Here is a 15,920-nt window from a genome sequence, read left to right as displayed (position 1 = left end):
TGAATTCAGTTTTTTTTGTCTGTGTAATTCGCTATATGTTCAGCGAATTATGCTTGTCAAGGAAAAGAGAGAGAAAACAATGAGCCAATACGTAAAAGAAATCGCAGGAATACTGGTGGCAGCTGTGCTTATTGCAGATGGCTTGCTGCATGCATACTGGGCGACGGGCCGTCTCTGGCCTGCACAAGATAAGCTCTCACTGGCTCAAGCAGTACTCAATATCAACAAAACGCGATCTTTCAGACCTGCATTCCTGGTTCCATTAGCCTGCCTGCTGTTTTGTGGTGCGTTGATCGTGCTGGTCCAGATCCATGCCCTGGGAATGCCTGAGCGGCTCATTCCAGGTTCGCTGCTTCAACTCGGCATCGTGGCGATTGCCATAGGACTCCTGCTGCGTGGCCTGGCAGGCATTGTGTGGGTGCTACGTCTGGCGGCATCCAGAAGCGAACTGTTCTACAAGCTCAATCTCATCGTCTATACGCCCCTGTGTCTGCTGCTCTTTGCTGCGACGGTGGCCGTCGCATTTTTCTAGTATTGACGAGATGTATCGTCTGTCGTAGTCGAGCGATGTATCGCGGGGCGCTTGTTGTGATATTGTAGCTGCGAGATTACTTGGAGCATCCGGTAATTGTAGGGGAGAACGACTGTGGACGTAGAAGATGTTGGGGCCACCCGTAGCGACAAGGGGTGGTTGGGGAGCCTTGCGCTTGTCGCTACGGGTGGAGGAGAACTCTCTTTTACAGCAACAGCATGGCGTCGCCAAAGCTGAAGAAGCGATAGCGCTCGCGAATCGCCTCCTGATAGACCTCTTCCATCAGTTGTTTGCCCATGAAGGCGCTGACAAGCAGCAGTAGCGTGGAACGCGGTAGGTGGAAATTGGTAATCATGGCATCTACAGCCTGATAATGATAGCCCGGAGTGACAAACAGCCGAGTTGCTCCCTGATATGGTTCGATTTGTCCGTTGTGCAGGCTTGCCACGCTCTCCAATGTGCGTACAGATGTGGTGCCGACCGCGATCACGCGGCCACCAGCCTTGCGCGTCTCGTTGATCAGTTCGGCAGTAGGAGCGTCCAGAAAGATCTCTTCGCTGTGCATTTTGTGTTCGCTGACGTTCTCGATCTCGACGGGACGGAACGTATCCAGTCCCACATGCAGCGTTACAAAGCCAACGCGCACGCCCTTAGCGCGCAACTGGTCGAGCAAATGGGGGGTAAAATGGAGGCCAGCAGTGGGGGCCGCAGCCGAACCGGTGATGCGTGCGTAAACGGTCTGGTAGCGCTCCGGGTCGTTCAGCTTCTCATGAATATAGGGCGGCAGCGGCATGCGACCCAGCCTGTCGATCAGCTGGCGCACGGTCAGGACGCTATATGGATCATCGCTTGTGGTGGTGTCCTGACCCGGCACGAAGAAGCGAATCACGCGCCCTCCCGCCTCTGTATACTCTACGATCTCGGCCTCTAAGCAAACGGTTTGTGTCTCATCGGCAAAGACGATGCGCGATCCCTTGCGCAGACGACGACCCGGACGAACCAGCGCCTCCCAATAATCGCGTCCCTTGTCGGTGCGCTCGCTGAGCAGCAGCAGCTCGACCGCTCCGCCCGTTTCGGCTCTATGACCAAGCAAGCGTGCGGGGATGACCCGGCTCTGGTTGGCGATCAGGAGGTCGCCGGGCTGAAGATAGTCGCCGATATCGCGAAAATGGCGATGTTCCAGCTTGCCGCTTGCGCGATGCACCACCAACAGGCGGGAAGCATCGCGCGGCTCTATCGGCGTCTGTGCAATCAGTTCTTGCGGCAAGTCATAATCAAAATCGCTGATCTTTAAATCGTCAGGTATGTTTAAGGAGTTGTCCACAAATTGGGTCCGCCCTCTCCATCTGTTGGTATCAGCTTGAGATGCTCATAGGCTGCTTTCATAGCAACGCGACCACGAGGGGTGCGAGCGATGAAGCCAAGTTGTAGCAGGTATGGCTCGTAGACATCTTCAATCGTTTCAGAATCTTCGCTGGTGCTGGCTGCGAGCGTATCCAGACCTACTGGACCACCATTGAATTTTTTAATGATCGTCTCCAACATGTGGCGGTCGGTCTGATCCAGTCCCAGCTCGTCTACCTCTAACGCGTCAAGCGCTTCTTTTGCCACATCCATTGTAATCACGCCATCCGCGCGTACCTGGGCATAGTCGCGCACACGCTTGAGCAGACGGTTGACGATACGCGGCGTGCCACGAGCGCGGCTGCCGATCTCTTTAATGCCCTCTTCTTCGGCTGGCACTTTGAGGATAGCTGCCGAGCGCCGAACGATCTTATTGAGCGATTCATGGTCGTAATATTCCATACGATAGATCGCCCCGAAGCGGTCGCGCAATGGAGCAGTCAGCGAGCCTACGCGTGTAGTGGCACCAACGACAGTGAATGGTGGCAGATTGAGCCGCAACGAACGAGCGCCCGGCCCTTTGCCAATCATCACGTCTATCGCGAAATCTTCCATTGCCGAATAGAGCCGCTCTTCAACGGCGCGTGCCAGACGGTGAATTTCGTCAATAAACAGCACCTCGCCCGGTTGCAGTGCAGTGAGGATCGAGGCGAGATCGCCGGCATGCTCGATGGCGGGACCGGACGTGGTTTTCAAGCTCACGCCCATTTCGGCGGCAATGATATTGCAGAGCGTGGTCTTGCCCAGCCCCGGAGGACCATAGAGCAAGACATGATCGACCGGCTCATTACGACGACGTGCTGCTTCCAACAAAATGCTCAGGTTCCCCTTGATCTTCTCCTGACCGATATATTCCTCAAGGTGTCGGGGACGCAGGCTGGTTTCAATAAATTGTTCCTCTTCGCTGATCTGGGGCGAAACGAGGCGATCTTTCATGGCTTACTCCGTTGAAACTAGTGTTCTACAACCTTGCCGGTTTCATTATATCAGAGAGCAACATATCCGTCGAGTAATGCGATCAAATGATCATTTTTGCCGAATGTGGGAGGGGCGATGGCTTGTCCTCGCCCGATCACCCAAAAAATCCCTGAACCTTCTTTTCTAAACCTTCGTTCTGTTTCTGCACCTTCCCCTTGCGCTTCTCCGCATATGCCAACAAGCGCTCTTTAATGGCAGGGTCAGCAATCGCCAGTTCTTTCGCTGCGTGAATGGCGGCGTTAACGGCTCCCGCATCGCCGATTGCCATCACCGCGACTGGTGCCCCTTCCGGCATCTGCACCATTGAGAGCAGGGCGTCGATTCCTTTGAGCGCCCCCAGGTCGCGTGGCACGCCGATAACGGGCAGATCCGCACGCAGATCGGCGATATTGCCCGGCAGATGGGCCGCGCCACCTGCACAGGCGATAATTACCTGCACCGATTCGGGGAGACGCTCGATATGATAGATGGCGGCGCGCAGATCGCGATGCACCGAGTTGATCTGGACCAGGCAGGGCACACCGAACTCGTTGCGCAGCATATTGACCGCCTTCATCATCAGTGGCAGGTCCGAGTCGCTACCCATTGTGACCAGCACCTTTGGCTGGCCGCTAGCTGCTGCTCCCACTCCTTCTGGCGAGACCAGCACGCCGTGCTCTGCCGTTAAAGCGGTCCGCACTGCCTCTTCATCTTGCAACATAGCTATTTATATCGAGAGCGCTGCTCTCGCCTCCTTTGCCTGTTCATAAACGCTGACAAGATCGTCGCCAACTGCCGTGATATGTCCCATCTTGCGATCGATTCTGGTCTCGCTTTTGCCGTAGAGATGGACAAAAGTGTGCTCCGAATCGTACTCGTCAAGCCAGTAAGGATCGGCGGGACCGTTGCGCGTTCCCAGAATGTTGATCATCACGGCGGCTGGATAGCGCATCTGCGTTGGGCCGAGAGGCAGGTTGGTAATCGCGCGGAGATGCTGGGCAAACTGCGAGGTATAGCATGCCTCGATGGTGTAGTGGCCCAGGTTGTGTGGTCGGGGCGCTATCTCGTTCAGCCATAGCTTGCCCTGTTTGTCGAGAAATAGCTCGACGCCAAAGATACCAACGCCGTGCAGGTGATCGATGGCCTGTCGTGCCATATCCTGCGCCTCGGCCTGCAAGGGGCCAGAGATTGGCGCGGGGGCCAGCACAATCTGACATATATCGCGCTCGTGAATCATCTCGACGACGGGATGGGTAGCAGTATCGCCCCGCTCATTGCGTGCGATCATCAGCCCGATCTCTTTGTCCAGATCGATGCACTGTTCCACATAAAGTTCGCGATCTCCCAGCTTCTCCAGGGCCGCCGCGATCTCCTCGTGCTGATTGATGCGGGCGTTGCCACGACCGTCATAGGCATCCTTCCTGGCCTTCAACACCAGCGGATAGCCCCATTTTTCCACCGCCTGCTCGATATCGGCAGGAGAAGAGATGGGCATATAGGGCGCAACGGGAATGTCGTGCTGTGCCAGAAATTCTTTTTGTTGATATTTATTTTGAATGATTGCCAGAACTTCGGGCGAAGGATGGATCTTCTGCCCTTCTTCTTGCAATGCACGTAACGCTTCTGTATTGATATGCTCGATTTCGTAGGTCAGAATGTCGGCCTGCTGTGCCAGTTGATGGAGGGCGGCGGGATCGCGCAAACTGCCCACAATTTGCCGGGCCACAACCGAGGCCGGGCTATGCGGGGTTGGATCGAGAACCGTGACCGCTGCATAACCCATCGCGCGTGCGGCCTCGCTCGTCATCAATCCCAGTTGTCCACCACCAATAATGCCGATGCGGGTTGACGCCACGATCTCAGCTTCCTGTGGGGTGAGTCTCTGTTCCAAAATGGCTGCTCCTTCGTTATTCGCTCTCATATTGTATTCAGAAGCCGAGAGATGTGTCAATTCTACACTTTCAGAAAGACCTGGCACAGCTTATACGGTTAGAGCTTTGCAGCGGCTTCCTTGAGGAGTCCGGCAAAAAGATCATAATCAAAATCCTGGCCCTGTTGAATTTTCGCCGTGATGCGTTCCCCATTTGGGCTAAGCTCGCCATATCCTTCAGGAATAGTGAGAGCTTGAGCGTTAAAGAGCATCACATTCACCCAATTCTTAGCAACATTGAAGACACAGAGATATTGTCCATTCTTTTTGTAGTGTGGACGATTATATTGTTTCAGCTCTTCGACCTCTGGAACTGTTTGCAGAAAGATCTGCCGAAGACGATTACACACCTCAACCTGCCAGGGCTGATCTATTTTTTCAATATACTCCGTAATTGCCGGATTCATTGCTCTTTTCTCCCTATATAGGTTATTACTTGTGATTTGCAAGTTTCTCTCTGTGTTACTCTTCTCAAGCAGCCAGGCGAAAACGGAAATGCTCTGATCGGTCTGGTGACATTTCCGCCTTTGCAACGTGGTTTTGGAAGAGGTGAGTGTATCACTTGCAATTCGCAAGTAAAATGATAGCCAACAGAGAGGAAAAATATATGAGAAAAGTTGTAGCCTCCCAGTTGGTATCTCGTCATATGATGCTTGAAGAAGGAGAACAACTATGAGAAAGCTCTGGGTGAAGGCGTGGATGACCCTCGATGGAGTCTTTGATGCGGACACGATGGGTCACTGGTGGAATTCTACTAATAACCCCGAAAGAATGCAGTACATTATGGAGCAGTACGAGCAAGGTGATGTGTACCTGCTGGGACGGACCACCTATGAAATGCTCTGGCCGGGCTGGTCCACGCAGACGACTGGAGATGGTCCCGGGCCAATCCTCAACCGGATGAAAAAATATGTCGTCTCGACCACGCTCGAAACTGCTCCCTGGAAAGAATCCATCATCATCAAAGAAAATGTGGTGGAAGAAATCACCAGACTGAAGCAGCAGCCAGGCAAAGACATTATTATCGATGGCAGTGCTACGCTTGTCCAATCGCTGATGGGAACTGATCTGATCGATGAGTATCGGTTCCTGGTTCAACCCTTCATTATGGGAAGAGGAAGGCGGTTCTTCCCAGATGGGACGCCTCCGACGAATCTGCGGCTTGTCGAAAGCAAGGCGCTCAGTTCCGGGACCCTTGCTCTTATCTACCAGCCAGACAAAAAATAACGGTTTACAACGAATGATCAGCAATCACCGTTGTAGAGCGTTCTAGCGCTGCCAGCGACGATTCGGGGCGGCGCATCGCAACGGCGACATACAGCGCATCGATAACGCTGAGGTGGGCGATACGGCTGGTCAGCGCGGCATTGCGGAAGGCGGTCTCACGAGCAGAGGTGATCAGCGAGACATCTGCATACTTGCTCAGCGGTGCGTGGGCGTGGCTGCTGAGCAAAATGCAGAAGGCCCCCGTGTTACGTGCGCAACGGAGCGCGTTGAGCGTTTCGCGCGTGCGGCCTGAATGCGAGATGGCGAAGGCCACCGAGTTTGGCGGCAGTTGCGCAGCAGAGACGGCCTGCATCAATGGATCAGTCACCACCGTTGTCGGCAGGCCAGCTCGTAGAAAGCGATAATAGGCATCCAGTGCGATAGGCAGCGACGAGCCAATGCCGTAAAATTCGATGCGTGCAGCCTTCAATAGCGCCTCTACCACCTGTTCCAACAACTTCTCGTCAAGTACCGCTAGCGTATCCGCGATGGCCTGAATATCGGATTGTAAGACCTTGCGCGCAATCGTTCCCACTCCATCCCCGGGCAAGATATCCTCGTGGATCTCCTGTAATGGAGTCACGCTTTCCGCAGCCAGCGCCAGCTTGAGATCGCGCAATCCCCGATAACCAATCGAGCGGCAACAGCGCACAATCGTCGCCTCGCTTACCTGGATGCGCTGGGCAAGAGCCTGCACCGAGAGATGGACCACCTCTTCCGGGTGCTGCTCGATAAACTGGGCCACCCGCTGTTCCGCCTCTGTCAGCACATGATACATGGTCCGCAAACGGGCCAGCGCGCCTTCTGCTATCAATGGATGCTCATTATGTTGCATACGTGGAACCTTCCCGCTGAGAAGTACTGCTATCGCGATTAGTATAGCTCGCTCGATCAGGAAAGACAATGTATCTCTATCGCTTGAGATATCGCGACGTGTCGTATATGGGAGGGGTGATGGCTGGTCCTCGCCTGTTTGCTCGATCAGGAAGACAACGTTCCGATCCCGCAAGCTGCTCTTGATAAAAATAAAATTTCTGATTATACTCTCAATAAGAAATTTTATTTCAAAAATGACTATTCTTTGAGAGCGTCATTTGACACAATCTTATCCCTGGGGAATAGAGAGAAGAAAATCGATGAATCACCTGACCATCCTTCTGGTATTAGTCGCGGCATTTTTTCATGCAAGCTGGAACTTCCTGGCGAAACGGGCAGGCAATAGTCCGGGATTTATCTGGTGGTGCGCGGCGCTAGCTGCCATTATCTATGTGCCGGTGCTGTTGATTTTCATTTTGATCGAGCGGCCACACCTGAACGCTCTGCAATTTTTGTTCATCTTCGGCACGGCCTGCCTGCATATTGCCTATTTCTTTTTCTTGCAACGTGGCTATGGAGCCGGTGACCTCTCGCTAGCCTATCCTCTCGCACGTGGCATGGGACCGCTGATCTCGACGCTGGGAGCTATTGTGTTGCTGGGAGAGCGACCATCATTGATTGCGTTGATCGGCGTTGCGCTGCTCATTGGAGGTGTCCTCTTTCTGGTTGGCAATCCCTGGCAAATCTTGAAAAGGGGAGCGCAAACACGTGTTGTCGTAGGCTATGCGCTGCTAACCAGCATCTTTATTGCCGCCTATACCATCTGGGATAAATACGCAGTCAGCCTCCTGCTGATCTCTCCCCTCTTGCTCGATGGCAGTTCCGCCATCGGTAGGGCGGTCCTGCTAACCCCCACAGTAACAGGCAGATGGGACAAAGTGAAAGAGACGTGGCGCACTTATCGCCGCGAAGTTATCGGCGTTGCGATCCTCTCGCCCCTGGCCTATTTGCTGATCTTATTTGCCATGAGTTCCAGCCCCGTGAGTTATGTTGCGCCCATGCGCGAGTGCAGCGTCCTGATCGGGACCATCATGGGAACGCGTTTCCTTGCCGAGAAGCATGTATGGCGCAGATTGAGCGCCGCCAGCGTAATCCTCGCCGGGATCGTTTTACTGGCGCTTGGATGAAGAGCAAGATTGGAGAAGTTTTGTTCTTTCCTTGCCTGTAGAATAGAGGTACTTGCAAATTGCAAGAAGATCTACTTCCCGTGAGTCGTTCTGAATGAATGTAAGAGGGAAAGGAAAGAAGTAAACACTATGAACACGCGTGATCAGCACCATTTCACCTCCGACAGCGACACCTCTGCGTTGCCAGCGGTAGTTGACAGAGCCACCTGGCAGGCGGAACTGGACAAGTTGTTGGTTCGGGAAAAGGCGCATACTCGCCAGGGAGATGCGATCGCGGCGGCTCGCAGGCGTCTACCGATGGTGGAGGTAGACCCCACCATTCAGCTTATCGGCCCACAAGGACCGGTCACGTTGCTGGAGGTCTTTGAGGGTCGCAAGCTTCTGATCGTTTACTATCACATGTGGCATGACGGTCAATCTGCCGACGCTCAGTGCGAAGGTTGCACCTTCTTCAATGGCCAGGTTCGTGAGCTGTCCTACCTGCATTCCCGCGATGTCACCTACGCCACGTTCTGTGAAGGTCCGTACGAGGCGAGCGCCCGTTACCGTGACTTCATGGGGTGGGATGTCCCTTGGTACTCGGCGCAAGACTCCGCCGACGCTCTGCTTGCCGGACGCGGGTTCGGTACGTTGGCATGCTACCTGCGACACGGCGACCAGGTGTTCGAGACATACTGGACCACCGGGCGCGGCGTGGAGACGATGGCCCCCAGCTATGTGCTATTAGACGTGACCGTGTACGGACGGCAGGAGACATGGGAAGACTCACCCGCTGGTTGGCCGCAACGGTGGGGAAACACCGGCGAACAGTTCCGCACGGGTGGACGGCCCACTGCTCAATGGTCCCGGCTTGCAGCCGGACGCTCCGATGATCTCACATCATAGCTCCTTCCACTCAAAAACGGTCAATGTTTCGTAGTTTCCCGATTTATCGGGAGGAGGTGTGCCACTTCAACCCAGGCTGGTGGCGCCTCCTCCCGATAAATCGGGAAACTACGAATTACATTACCGCCTCATTGACCGACCGCTTGCACGTTCGCGCTAACTCCACTAGAATATCACCAGAAGCTTTTATATCAGCAGTGTTAGGAGTTGTTGAGGAATGTCACGCATTCCGCCAAAGGCGAACGTACCAGTTCCATTGGATGAGCATTCAGGCAGCGCGAATATGTCTCGCCTCTTCCATGTCATGGCGCATCGTCCAGATATTATGCACCATGCTGTTGAGCTATTGAAGGCTGCCATGCGCGGTGGCACGGTTGAGCCGAAGCTGAAAGAGCTACTGGCGATTCGTGTCTCGCAGGTCAATCATTGCCACTACTGAATGAACGCTCATACTGCTTTGGCAAAGCAGCTGGGTGTCAGTGAGGAGCTGCTCGACGCGCTCTATCACATTGATCGTCACTACCACCTGTTTACTGATCGTGAACTGGCGGCGTTGCGCTATGCCGAAATTATGACGACCAGCGCACAAGAAGTTGGCGAAGATCTCTGGGACGAGCTACAGCGCCACTTTGACGACGGGGAACTGGTCGAAATAACCACCGTTATTGGCCTGTTTAACTTCTTTAACCGCTTCGCCGACGCTTTACAGGTTGATCCACCACCATCTGGTAAGGAATAGAAATCATGCCAACCAGCGACGAAAAATTGGAGGCGCTCTTGAGCGACCTCCACGAGCTTTCCGGCTATCTACATGGGCGAGGCGATAAGACGCTCGCCCTTTCCCATCAGTTTGAGGCCAATGCGAAAAAAGATGCCTCCAACCGCGAATTCGATCTCAATCAGGCCCGTATGCTGGATTATCAGCATAATCTCTGGCACGAGGTCGGCAATCTTGTTGATAAACTGCTCAAGCAATATAGGAGTTAAGGAGTTTCGCTCTGTATCCTGCGTAGGCGCAATGCCCCTACGCAGGAGATATTTCAGACCCGGTCCACATCTCCCTCATCTTTCCTTCAACAATGCGCACAAACCACATCACCCGCGAAGTTTTTCCTCCTCGCAATATGGTGGCACGTATCGCGACCATATCGTCCTCTCCCACAACCTGCTCAATTGTGATGTGGAAATCAGGAAATGCTGTTCGAACCTTCACGACCGACTGTTTCACACTGTCTGTCCCAACCACTTCTGGATGCGCATGATCCATCCAATCGGTTGCCAACACTTCTTCAGCTAGTGCCGTATTGCCAGTATTCCACATCTCGATGTAGCCTCTTACAAGAGCCTTATTCGCTGCAATATCCATGCTTCACCTTTGCACTATCAAGACAATATTGATGGGTATGCCTCTTTGATTTTCCCACGACCTGTACGTTTCGGCAAGATTCGAGAAGTTTTACTGCTATTGTGATGCTAGGCTGATATCACTTGCAAAAAACAAGTGAAAAAGAGTTGAGCATCTTGAAGATAAAAGGAGAGATTGATATGCGTTACGGTCTGGTATTCCCAATTCTTGAGCGTTATAGTGATGCTCGTTTGCTGGCTGATCTTACGCACGATGCAGAGAAGGCGGGATGGGATGGATTGTTCATTTCTGATACCCTCCATTTCGGCAGCTACTCCGGGGCTGAGCCGGGGCCAACCGGCGATCCCTGGATTTCATTGGCGGCAATGGCTATGCGGAGCGAGCGCATCAAAATTGGGCTGCTGGTGGCAGCTGTGCCACGTCGCCGCCCCTGGAAGATGGCGCGTGAAACGGTGGCGCTGGATCATCTCTCACAGGGGCGTTTCATCCTGGGCGTTGGCAATGGGGCCGTCTTTGATCGTGGATTTGAAGCCTTTGGAGAGGAGATGGATATCAAGAAGCGATCCGCAATGCTTGATGAAAGTCTCGCCATCCTTGAGGGTTTGTGGAGTGGGAAACCTTTCAGCTATAGCGGCGAGTATTATCATGTTCAGGAAATCACATTTGTACCGCAGCCCTTTCAAGCTCCCAGAATTCCCATCTGGGTTGCGGGAATCTGGCCGCGTAAAGGTCCGATGGAGCGAGCGGTCAGATTCGATGGTGTCTATCCCGTCAAACTCACAGACGTTGGCATGCCAACACACCTCACTCCTTCAGACTTCGACCAGCTCGCACACTGGATGCATGAGCGCCATTCCCAACATTCGTCGTTCGATATCGTAGCAAATGGCCCAGTCTTCGCAGCCATCCAGGATACTCAGGCACAGGTAGAACTGAAAGCGATGGCCGAGGCCGGGGCGACCTGGTGCCTGCAAAACGTCCAACCTCAGCATGATGTCGATGCTGTGCGCGCCGCGATCTTGCAAGGTCCGCCATCTCTATGAATAGAAGGAGTCTGCTCCGATCTAGCCTCGTTGATGAGCTGCATCTTCTCGTGAATCCAACCGTACTGGGTGCTGGCCTGTCTCTATTTAGTGCAATTCAACATCCATTACAACTCGTCTTTGTAAGCGCAATCTCTTATCCCAGCGGAATTGCCGTTTTAAAATACATGAAACCTCAATAACGCTTCTCACACCAAAAGCATATGGTGAAGATCTTCAAAGAGAATGGGTTACATTCGTTGCGTTGGATGTAGCCCGTTCTTCTTTTTATGATTATATTACTACTATAAATTGTTAAAATTTCTATCGTAAAAAATATCTGGCAATTCCCCCCTCGGTAAAAGTTTGACAAGGTAACACTCAAAGTATTTGACATAATATCACTCACATGGTATAGTATGTCTAGAGAAACCTATCTTTTTACCGATATAGGGAGCCTTTTCCATGAAAATAGAGAAATTTACCGATAAGGCGCGGGAAGGCATTCACGAAGCGTCTGAATTGGCACAACGCTTGAATCACAGCCAGATTGAGCCGGAACATCTGTTAGATGCTCTGTTGAAGCAGCAGGGAGGCATTGTTCCCCAGGTGATTCAAAAGGCAGGAGGCGACGTACAGACTACACAGCGTGTCCTCAATAACGAACTCGAACGCCTCCCTCGCGTCTATGGTGGCAGCGAACCAAGCATCTCCCAACGCTTACGCAAGGTGCTGGAGGATGCTTGGAATGAGATGAACAACTTTAAAGATGAGTACCTCAGCGTCGAACATTTACTATTGGCGATGTTCAAAGTTGAGGGGGGCGCGTTACAGGCATTGCGCGCCGCTGGCCTCAATCGGGATATGGTCTTGAAGGCGTTGACCGCCATTCGTGGCACACAGCGCGTCACGGACCAGAATCCAGAAGGCAAATATCAGGCGTTGGAGAAATATGGTCGCAACCTGACCGAACTCGCGCGCCAGGGCAAGCTCGATCCGGTGATTGGACGTGATGAAGAGATTCGCCGCGTCATCCAGGTCTTGAGCCGCCGCACCAAAAACAATCCGGTGCTGATCGGCGAACCCGGCGTTGGTAAAACGGCCATCGTTGAAGGGTTGGCCCAGCGCATCGTACGTGGCGACATCCCACGTACGCTGGCCGACAAGCAGGTCGTTACGCTCGACCTGGGCGCGCTGGTTGCGGGTGCCAAGTATCGCGGCGAGTTTGAAGAGCGCTTGAAAGCCGTGCTAAAAGAGGTGACGGGTGCAGAAGGCGGGATCATCCTCTTTATTGACGAATTGCATACCCTGGTTGGTGCTGGCGCAGCTGAAGGTGCGATGGACGCCTCCAATATGCTCAAGCCCATGCTCGCACGTGGCGAATTGCATTGTATTGGCGCAACCACGCTCGATGAGTATCGTAAGCATATTGAGAAAGATGCGGCCCTGGAGCGCCGTTTCCAACCAGTGATGATCGATCAGCCCTCAGTGGAGGATACGATTAGCATTCTGCGCGGCCTCAAGCCTCGCTACGAGGTGCATCACGGCGTACGCATTCAGGATAGCGCCCTGGTTGCCGCCGCGATCCTCTCGAACCGCTATATCACTGACCGCTTCTTGCCCGACAAAGCAATCGATCTGGTGGACGAAGCCGCCAGCCATCGCCGCGTCGAACTGGATAGCACGCCGACCGAGATCGACGCCCTGGACCGCCGTATTCGTCAGTTGCAGGTGGAGCAGGAGGCGTTGAAGAAAGAGACCGATGTTGCCAGCCGCGAACGTCGCGAGAAGGTCGAGCGCGAAATCGCGAATTTGAGCGAACAACTGCGCGAATTACGCCTCTCTCTCGAAAGTGAGCGCGCGCCAGTCGAAGAACTGCGCGGCCTCAAAAAAGAGCTGGATGAGGCCCAGATCGCCTATGAGCAGGCCGAGCGTGCCTATGACTACGAGGCGATGGCCCGGTTGCGCTATACCACCATCAAAGAATTACAGGAGCGCATTCAACAGCAAGAGGCGAAGCTGGCGACGCTGCAAAACGCGCGTATGATGAAGGAAGAGGTTGATGCCGAAGATATCGCGGGCGTCGTCTCGAAATGGACCCATATCCCCGTCTCGAAATTGATGGAGGCTGAGGTCCAGAAGTTGCTGGCGATGGAGGATCGTTTGCGCGAACGCGTCGTGGGCCAGGATATGGCGTTAGAGGTCGTTTCCGATGCCATTCGCCGCTCACGAGCCGGGCTGCAAGATCCGAACCGCCCGCTGGCAAGCTTCCTCTTTATGGGGCCGACTGGCGTTGGCAAGACTGAAGTTGCCCGCGCGCTTGCCGAGTTTCTCTTTGATAACGAACAGGCGTTGGTGCGCATCGACATGTCAGAGTACATGGAGAAGCATTCCGTCTCGCGTCTGATAGGAGCGCCTCCGGGATATGTCGGTTATGAAGAGGGAGGCCAGTTGACCGAAGCGGTGCGTCGTCATCCCTATTGTGTGGTGTTGCTCGACGAGATCGAGAAAGCTGCCCCGGAGGTCTTCAATATCCTGCTACAATTGCTAGACGATGGGCGTTTAACTGATGGTCAGGGTCGCACAGTCGATTTCAAAAACACCGTCATTATCATGACCAGCAACGTTGGCAATCGCTGGCTGGCCGAGTACGACGGCATGGATGAGGAAGAGATTCAGCGGAAAGTCCGTCAGCGTTTGCGTGAAGAGGGCTTCCGACCGGAGTTTATCAACCGTATCGACGAGGTGATCATCTTCCACCAATTGAGCCGTGACCAGATCATGCAGATCGTCGAGATCCAGGTCAATCGTCTGCGCGCACGGCTCGCAGATCGCCATATCACGCTCGAATTGAGCGATGAGGCCAAAGAACTGCTCGCGAACGAGGGCTACGATCCGCAATTTGGCGCGCGACCGCTCAAGCGGGTTGTGCAGCGCACTGTTGAGAACCAGATTGCTCGTGCTATCCTTGCTGGCACAATTCGCGATGGCGATCAGGTCAAAATCGACGCACAGGATGGCAAGCTGAAGCTCACAGCCGTACCGCATGATTATGCGACAGCTGGCTCGGAGTAAGCTATAGACGGGGAAATAGATGTAAATGAATGCTATTCCACCACCTGATCCATATGAACATCTGCTGCAAACGCTCAGCGCGATGCAGTTGCAAATCCATGCGTTGCAGGCTCAGAGCCGCTCCCTGGCGGATGCGCAGGTCATTGACTCCGGGCTGACGATGCTGGAACAGATGACGCAGGAGATGCTGACTGTGGTGCGCTCCCTCACCGACGAGCAGCTCTTACCAGAACTGGAGGGGCGTACGCTGCCTGATGCCCTGTCTCTGCTGGTAGAGGATGCCGCCGAACAGTTTGGTCTCTCCAGCCGCATCTCTTTCTCCGGCATTGACGAGCAGGGTCGCCCGGAAGAGCATACTCTTACCCATACTGCCGAGCGTCTGCTCTATCTCTTTGCGCGTGAGGCGCTCTATCAGATTGAGCAGCATCGCGAGACGCGAAAACTCCGCCTGACTCTCAACTACGGGTCAGGCGAGGTCTATTTGAGCCTGGAAGATGATGGTCTGCCCAGCGGCGATGCTGAAGAGGGCACTCAGAGCGCGGCCCCACCCTTTGCCGCTAATGATCCCATCATGCAACGGACCGACCCATGCGATACAGCGGTAATGGCCGATCTGCGCTATCGCATCGAACAACTTGGCGGCTTTTTTGATGTCCAGCAGTTGGAGGAGCGAGGGACGCGCTTTGCCGTCCATATCCCATATATTCCTCCGATACGTCTACCTGCTCCCGAATCTGCTGAGCCTGTGACACCTTCTGCTTCGGCGACGTCGCAACAGATACATGTATTGATCGTCGATGCTCAGGCTGTTATTCGCGCGGGTCTGCATCATCTGCTCGAAGCCGTTTCAGATATCCAGGTTGTGGGTGAGGCAGCCGATGGCGTCCAGGCGGTGAGCGAAGCGTTAGAACTGGGGCCACAGGTACTCCTGCTCGACGCTCAGTTGCCGAATGGGCAAAGCCTGGAAGCATTGCGGCAAATCAAGCAGTTGAACCTCATGACGCGCGTTCTGTTGTTGACGACGCAGGATCGCGAAGAATATCTCTACGAGACTTTGCGGGCCGGTGCTGATGGCTACATCTGGAAAGAGAGCACTGCTGAAGAGTTGGCTCAGGCGATACGAACGGTAGCCAGTGGTGAGGTCCATATTCAGCCGCAGCTTGCCGGAAAGCTTCTCTCGCGCATTGGCAGGACACAGCCCGGCTCAGAGGTTTTGACGGCACGAGAATTGGAGGTGTTGCAACTGTTGGCACGCGGCATGCGCAACAAAGAGATTGCCGCCCGCCTCTACGTCAGCGAGCGGACGGTCAACTTTCATCTCGCCAACATCTACCAGAAGCTCAACGTCTCGGGGCGTACAGAAGCTTTGAGCAAGGCCATTGCTCAGGGGTTGGTCAAAGCGTAAGGGCAGCTCTTGTAAAACTTGAAAAGTCGTAGTTGAGCGATTTATCGCTCAACTACGACTTTTCAAGTTCTCTGC

Annotated in this window: 18 protein-coding genes; 11 read left to right on the top strand and 7 right to left on the bottom strand. The window is 53.9% G+C overall.

Translation table 11 applies throughout. The annotated features are described in order from the left end of the window. Window positions 1–79 precede the first annotated feature (79 nt). Window positions 80–532 (top strand): DUF3995 domain-containing protein, encoded by a 453-nt coding sequence (locus K3T83_RS16805; protein WP_220204110.1) that lies wholly within the window; start codon window positions 80–82, stop codon window positions 530–532. A 205-nt stretch (window positions 533–737) separates the two neighbouring features. Here the strand turns inward: K3T83_RS16805 and queA are convergent, their stop codons facing one another. The 5 genes from queA to K3T83_RS16780 form a co-directional block, all read right to left on the bottom strand. Further along, window positions 738–1,856 (bottom strand): tRNA preQ1(34) S-adenosylmethionine ribosyltransferase-isomerase QueA, encoded by a 1,119-nt coding sequence (queA, locus tag K3T83_RS16800; RefSeq protein ID WP_236064918.1) that lies wholly within the window; start codon window positions 1,854–1,856, stop codon window positions 738–740. Further along, entirely contained in the window at window positions 1,841–2,872 is a 1,032-nt protein-coding gene (gene ruvB / locus K3T83_RS16795; RefSeq protein WP_220204109.1) for a Holliday junction branch migration DNA helicase RuvB, read from the bottom strand. Before ruvB ends, queA begins: the two co-directional genes overlap by 16 nt. A 136-nt stretch (window positions 2,873–3,008) precedes the next feature. Further along, on the bottom strand, window positions 3,009–3,614 hold the full coding sequence (locus K3T83_RS16790; protein ID WP_220204108.1) for a 5-(carboxyamino)imidazole ribonucleotide mutase: 606 nt from the start codon (window positions 3,612–3,614) through the stop codon (window positions 3,009–3,011). A gap of 6 nt (window positions 3,615–3,620) precedes the next feature. After that, window positions 3,621–4,784: a 5-(carboxyamino)imidazole ribonucleotide synthase gene (gene purK / locus K3T83_RS16785; RefSeq protein ID WP_220204107.1), complete on the bottom strand. Its 1,164-nt coding sequence runs from the start codon at window positions 4,782–4,784 to the stop codon at window positions 3,621–3,623. A 98-nt stretch (window positions 4,785–4,882) separates the two neighbouring features. Continuing rightward, entirely contained in the window at window positions 4,883–5,230 is a 348-nt protein-coding gene (locus K3T83_RS16780) for a DUF1801 domain-containing protein (RefSeq protein ID WP_220204106.1), read from the bottom strand. A 265-nt stretch (window positions 5,231–5,495) separates the two neighbouring features. On the opposite strand from K3T83_RS16780, the gene K3T83_RS16775 reads away from it, so the two are divergent. Further along, window positions 5,496–6,050 (top strand): dihydrofolate reductase family protein, encoded by a 555-nt coding sequence (locus tag K3T83_RS16775; protein ID WP_220204105.1) that lies wholly within the window; start codon window positions 5,496–5,498, stop codon window positions 6,048–6,050. Between the two features lie 4 nt (window positions 6,051–6,054). Here K3T83_RS16775 and K3T83_RS16770 read toward each other — a convergent pair whose 3' ends face one another. Continuing rightward, window positions 6,055–7,098, bottom strand: a complete 1,044-nt coding sequence (locus K3T83_RS16770; RefSeq protein ID WP_220204104.1) for a MurR/RpiR family transcriptional regulator — start codon at window positions 7,096–7,098, stop codon at window positions 6,055–6,057. 127 nt (window positions 7,099–7,225) lie between these two features. Here K3T83_RS16770 and K3T83_RS16765 point away from each other — a divergent pair, with 127 nt between their 5' ends. The 5 genes from K3T83_RS16765 to K3T83_RS16745 all read left to right on the top strand — a co-directional run bounded on the left by K3T83_RS16765 (window position 7,226) and on the right by K3T83_RS16745 (window position 9,964). Next, entirely contained in the window at window positions 7,226–8,092 is an 867-nt protein-coding gene (locus tag K3T83_RS16765) for an EamA family transporter (RefSeq protein WP_220204103.1), read from the top strand. A gap of 129 nt (window positions 8,093–8,221) precedes the next feature. Next, window positions 8,222–8,977 (top strand): DUF899 family protein, encoded by a 756-nt coding sequence (locus tag K3T83_RS16760; RefSeq protein ID WP_220204102.1) that lies wholly within the window; start codon window positions 8,222–8,224, stop codon window positions 8,975–8,977. 217 nt (window positions 8,978–9,194) lie between these two features. Beyond that, a complete protein-coding gene (locus tag K3T83_RS16755) occupies window positions 9,195–9,416 on the top strand; it encodes a carboxymuconolactone decarboxylase family protein (protein ID WP_220204101.1) in 222 nt (73 codons plus the stop codon). Between the two features lie 18 nt (window positions 9,417–9,434). Further along, window positions 9,435–9,716: a carboxymuconolactone decarboxylase family protein gene (locus K3T83_RS16750; protein WP_220204100.1), complete on the top strand. Its 282-nt coding sequence runs from the start codon at window positions 9,435–9,437 to the stop codon at window positions 9,714–9,716. A gap of 5 nt (window positions 9,717–9,721) precedes the next feature. Further along, the gene (locus K3T83_RS16745; protein WP_220204099.1) at window positions 9,722–9,964 is read left to right on the top strand and encodes a hypothetical protein; all 243 of its coding nucleotides are present in this window, start codon (window positions 9,722–9,724) and stop codon (window positions 9,962–9,964) included. Between the two features lie 37 nt (window positions 9,965–10,001). On the opposite strand, the gene K3T83_RS16740 is transcribed toward K3T83_RS16745, so the two are convergent. Then, window positions 10,002–10,343: an ester cyclase gene (locus tag K3T83_RS16740; protein WP_220204098.1), complete on the bottom strand. Its 342-nt coding sequence runs from the start codon at window positions 10,341–10,343 to the stop codon at window positions 10,002–10,004. 179 nt (window positions 10,344–10,522) lie between these two features. Between K3T83_RS16740 and K3T83_RS16735 the strand changes: the two genes are divergently transcribed. The 4 genes from K3T83_RS16735 (at window position 10,523) to K3T83_RS16720 (ending at window position 15,845) form a co-directional block, all read left to right on the top strand. Continuing rightward, window positions 10,523–11,386 carry an LLM class flavin-dependent oxidoreductase gene (locus K3T83_RS16735; RefSeq protein WP_220204097.1) on the top strand — a complete coding sequence of 288 codons (864 nt, stop codon included), beginning with the start codon at window positions 10,523–10,525 and terminating at the stop codon, window positions 11,384–11,386. Further along, window positions 11,383–11,568 carry a dihydrofolate reductase family protein gene (locus tag K3T83_RS57905; protein ID WP_220204096.1) on the top strand — a complete coding sequence of 62 codons (186 nt, stop codon included), beginning with the start codon at window positions 11,383–11,385 and terminating at the stop codon, window positions 11,566–11,568. The genes K3T83_RS16735 and K3T83_RS57905 overlap by 4 nt, the downstream gene beginning before the upstream one ends. 262 nt (window positions 11,569–11,830) lie before the next feature. Then, entirely contained in the window at window positions 11,831–14,440 is a 2,610-nt protein-coding gene (gene clpB / locus K3T83_RS16725) for an ATP-dependent chaperone ClpB (protein ID WP_220204095.1), read from the top strand. Between the two features lie 25 nt (window positions 14,441–14,465). After that, window positions 14,466–15,845, top strand: a complete 1,380-nt coding sequence (locus tag K3T83_RS16720) for a helix-turn-helix transcriptional regulator (protein WP_220204094.1) — start codon at window positions 14,466–14,468, stop codon at window positions 15,843–15,845. Window positions 15,846–15,920 lie beyond the last annotated feature (75 nt).

The organism is Reticulibacter mediterranei, assembly GCF_016587455.1.
The sequence above is the reverse complement of the archived record's forward strand: the minus strand, read 5'-3'. Positions and strand labels throughout refer to the sequence as shown.

What these genes read in the sequence shown, in the direction of transcription:
- K3T83_RS16805 (WP_220204110.1), top strand. Translation starts at nt 80, where the DNA reads ATGAGCCAATACGTAAAAGAAATCGCAGGAATACTGGTGGCAGCTGTG.
- ruvB (WP_220204109.1), bottom strand. Translation starts at nt 2,872, where the DNA reads ATGAAAGATCGCCTCGTTTCGCCCCAGATCAGCGAAGAGGAACAATTT.
- K3T83_RS16790 (WP_220204108.1), bottom strand. Translation starts at nt 3,614, where the DNA reads ATGTTGCAAGATGAAGAGGCAGTGCGGACCGCTTTAACGGCAGAGCAC.
- K3T83_RS16780 (WP_220204106.1), bottom strand. Translation starts at nt 5,230, where the DNA reads ATGAATCCGGCAATTACGGAGTATATTGAAAAAATAGATCAGCCCTGG.
- K3T83_RS16775 (WP_220204105.1), top strand. Translation starts at nt 5,496, where the DNA reads ATGAGAAAGCTCTGGGTGAAGGCGTGGATGACCCTCGATGGAGTCTTT.
- K3T83_RS16765 (WP_220204103.1), top strand. Translation starts at nt 7,226, where the DNA reads ATGAATCACCTGACCATCCTTCTGGTATTAGTCGCGGCATTTTTTCAT.
- K3T83_RS16760 (WP_220204102.1), top strand. Translation starts at nt 8,222, where the DNA reads ATGAACACGCGTGATCAGCACCATTTCACCTCCGACAGCGACACCTCT.
- K3T83_RS16755 (WP_220204101.1), top strand. Translation starts at nt 9,195, where the DNA reads ATGTCACGCATTCCGCCAAAGGCGAACGTACCAGTTCCATTGGATGAG.
- K3T83_RS16745 (WP_220204099.1), top strand. Translation starts at nt 9,722, where the DNA reads ATGCCAACCAGCGACGAAAAATTGGAGGCGCTCTTGAGCGACCTCCAC.
- K3T83_RS16740 (WP_220204098.1), bottom strand. Translation starts at nt 10,343, where the DNA reads ATGGATATTGCAGCGAATAAGGCTCTTGTAAGAGGCTACATCGAGATG.
- K3T83_RS16735 (WP_220204097.1), top strand. Translation starts at nt 10,523, where the DNA reads ATGCGTTACGGTCTGGTATTCCCAATTCTTGAGCGTTATAGTGATGCT.
- K3T83_RS57905 (WP_220204096.1), top strand. Translation starts at nt 11,383, where the DNA reads ATGAATAGAAGGAGTCTGCTCCGATCTAGCCTCGTTGATGAGCTGCAT.
- clpB (WP_220204095.1), top strand. Translation starts at nt 11,831, where the DNA reads ATGAAAATAGAGAAATTTACCGATAAGGCGCGGGAAGGCATTCACGAA.
- K3T83_RS16720 (WP_220204094.1), top strand. Translation starts at nt 14,466, where the DNA reads ATGAATGCTATTCCACCACCTGATCCATATGAACATCTGCTGCAAACG.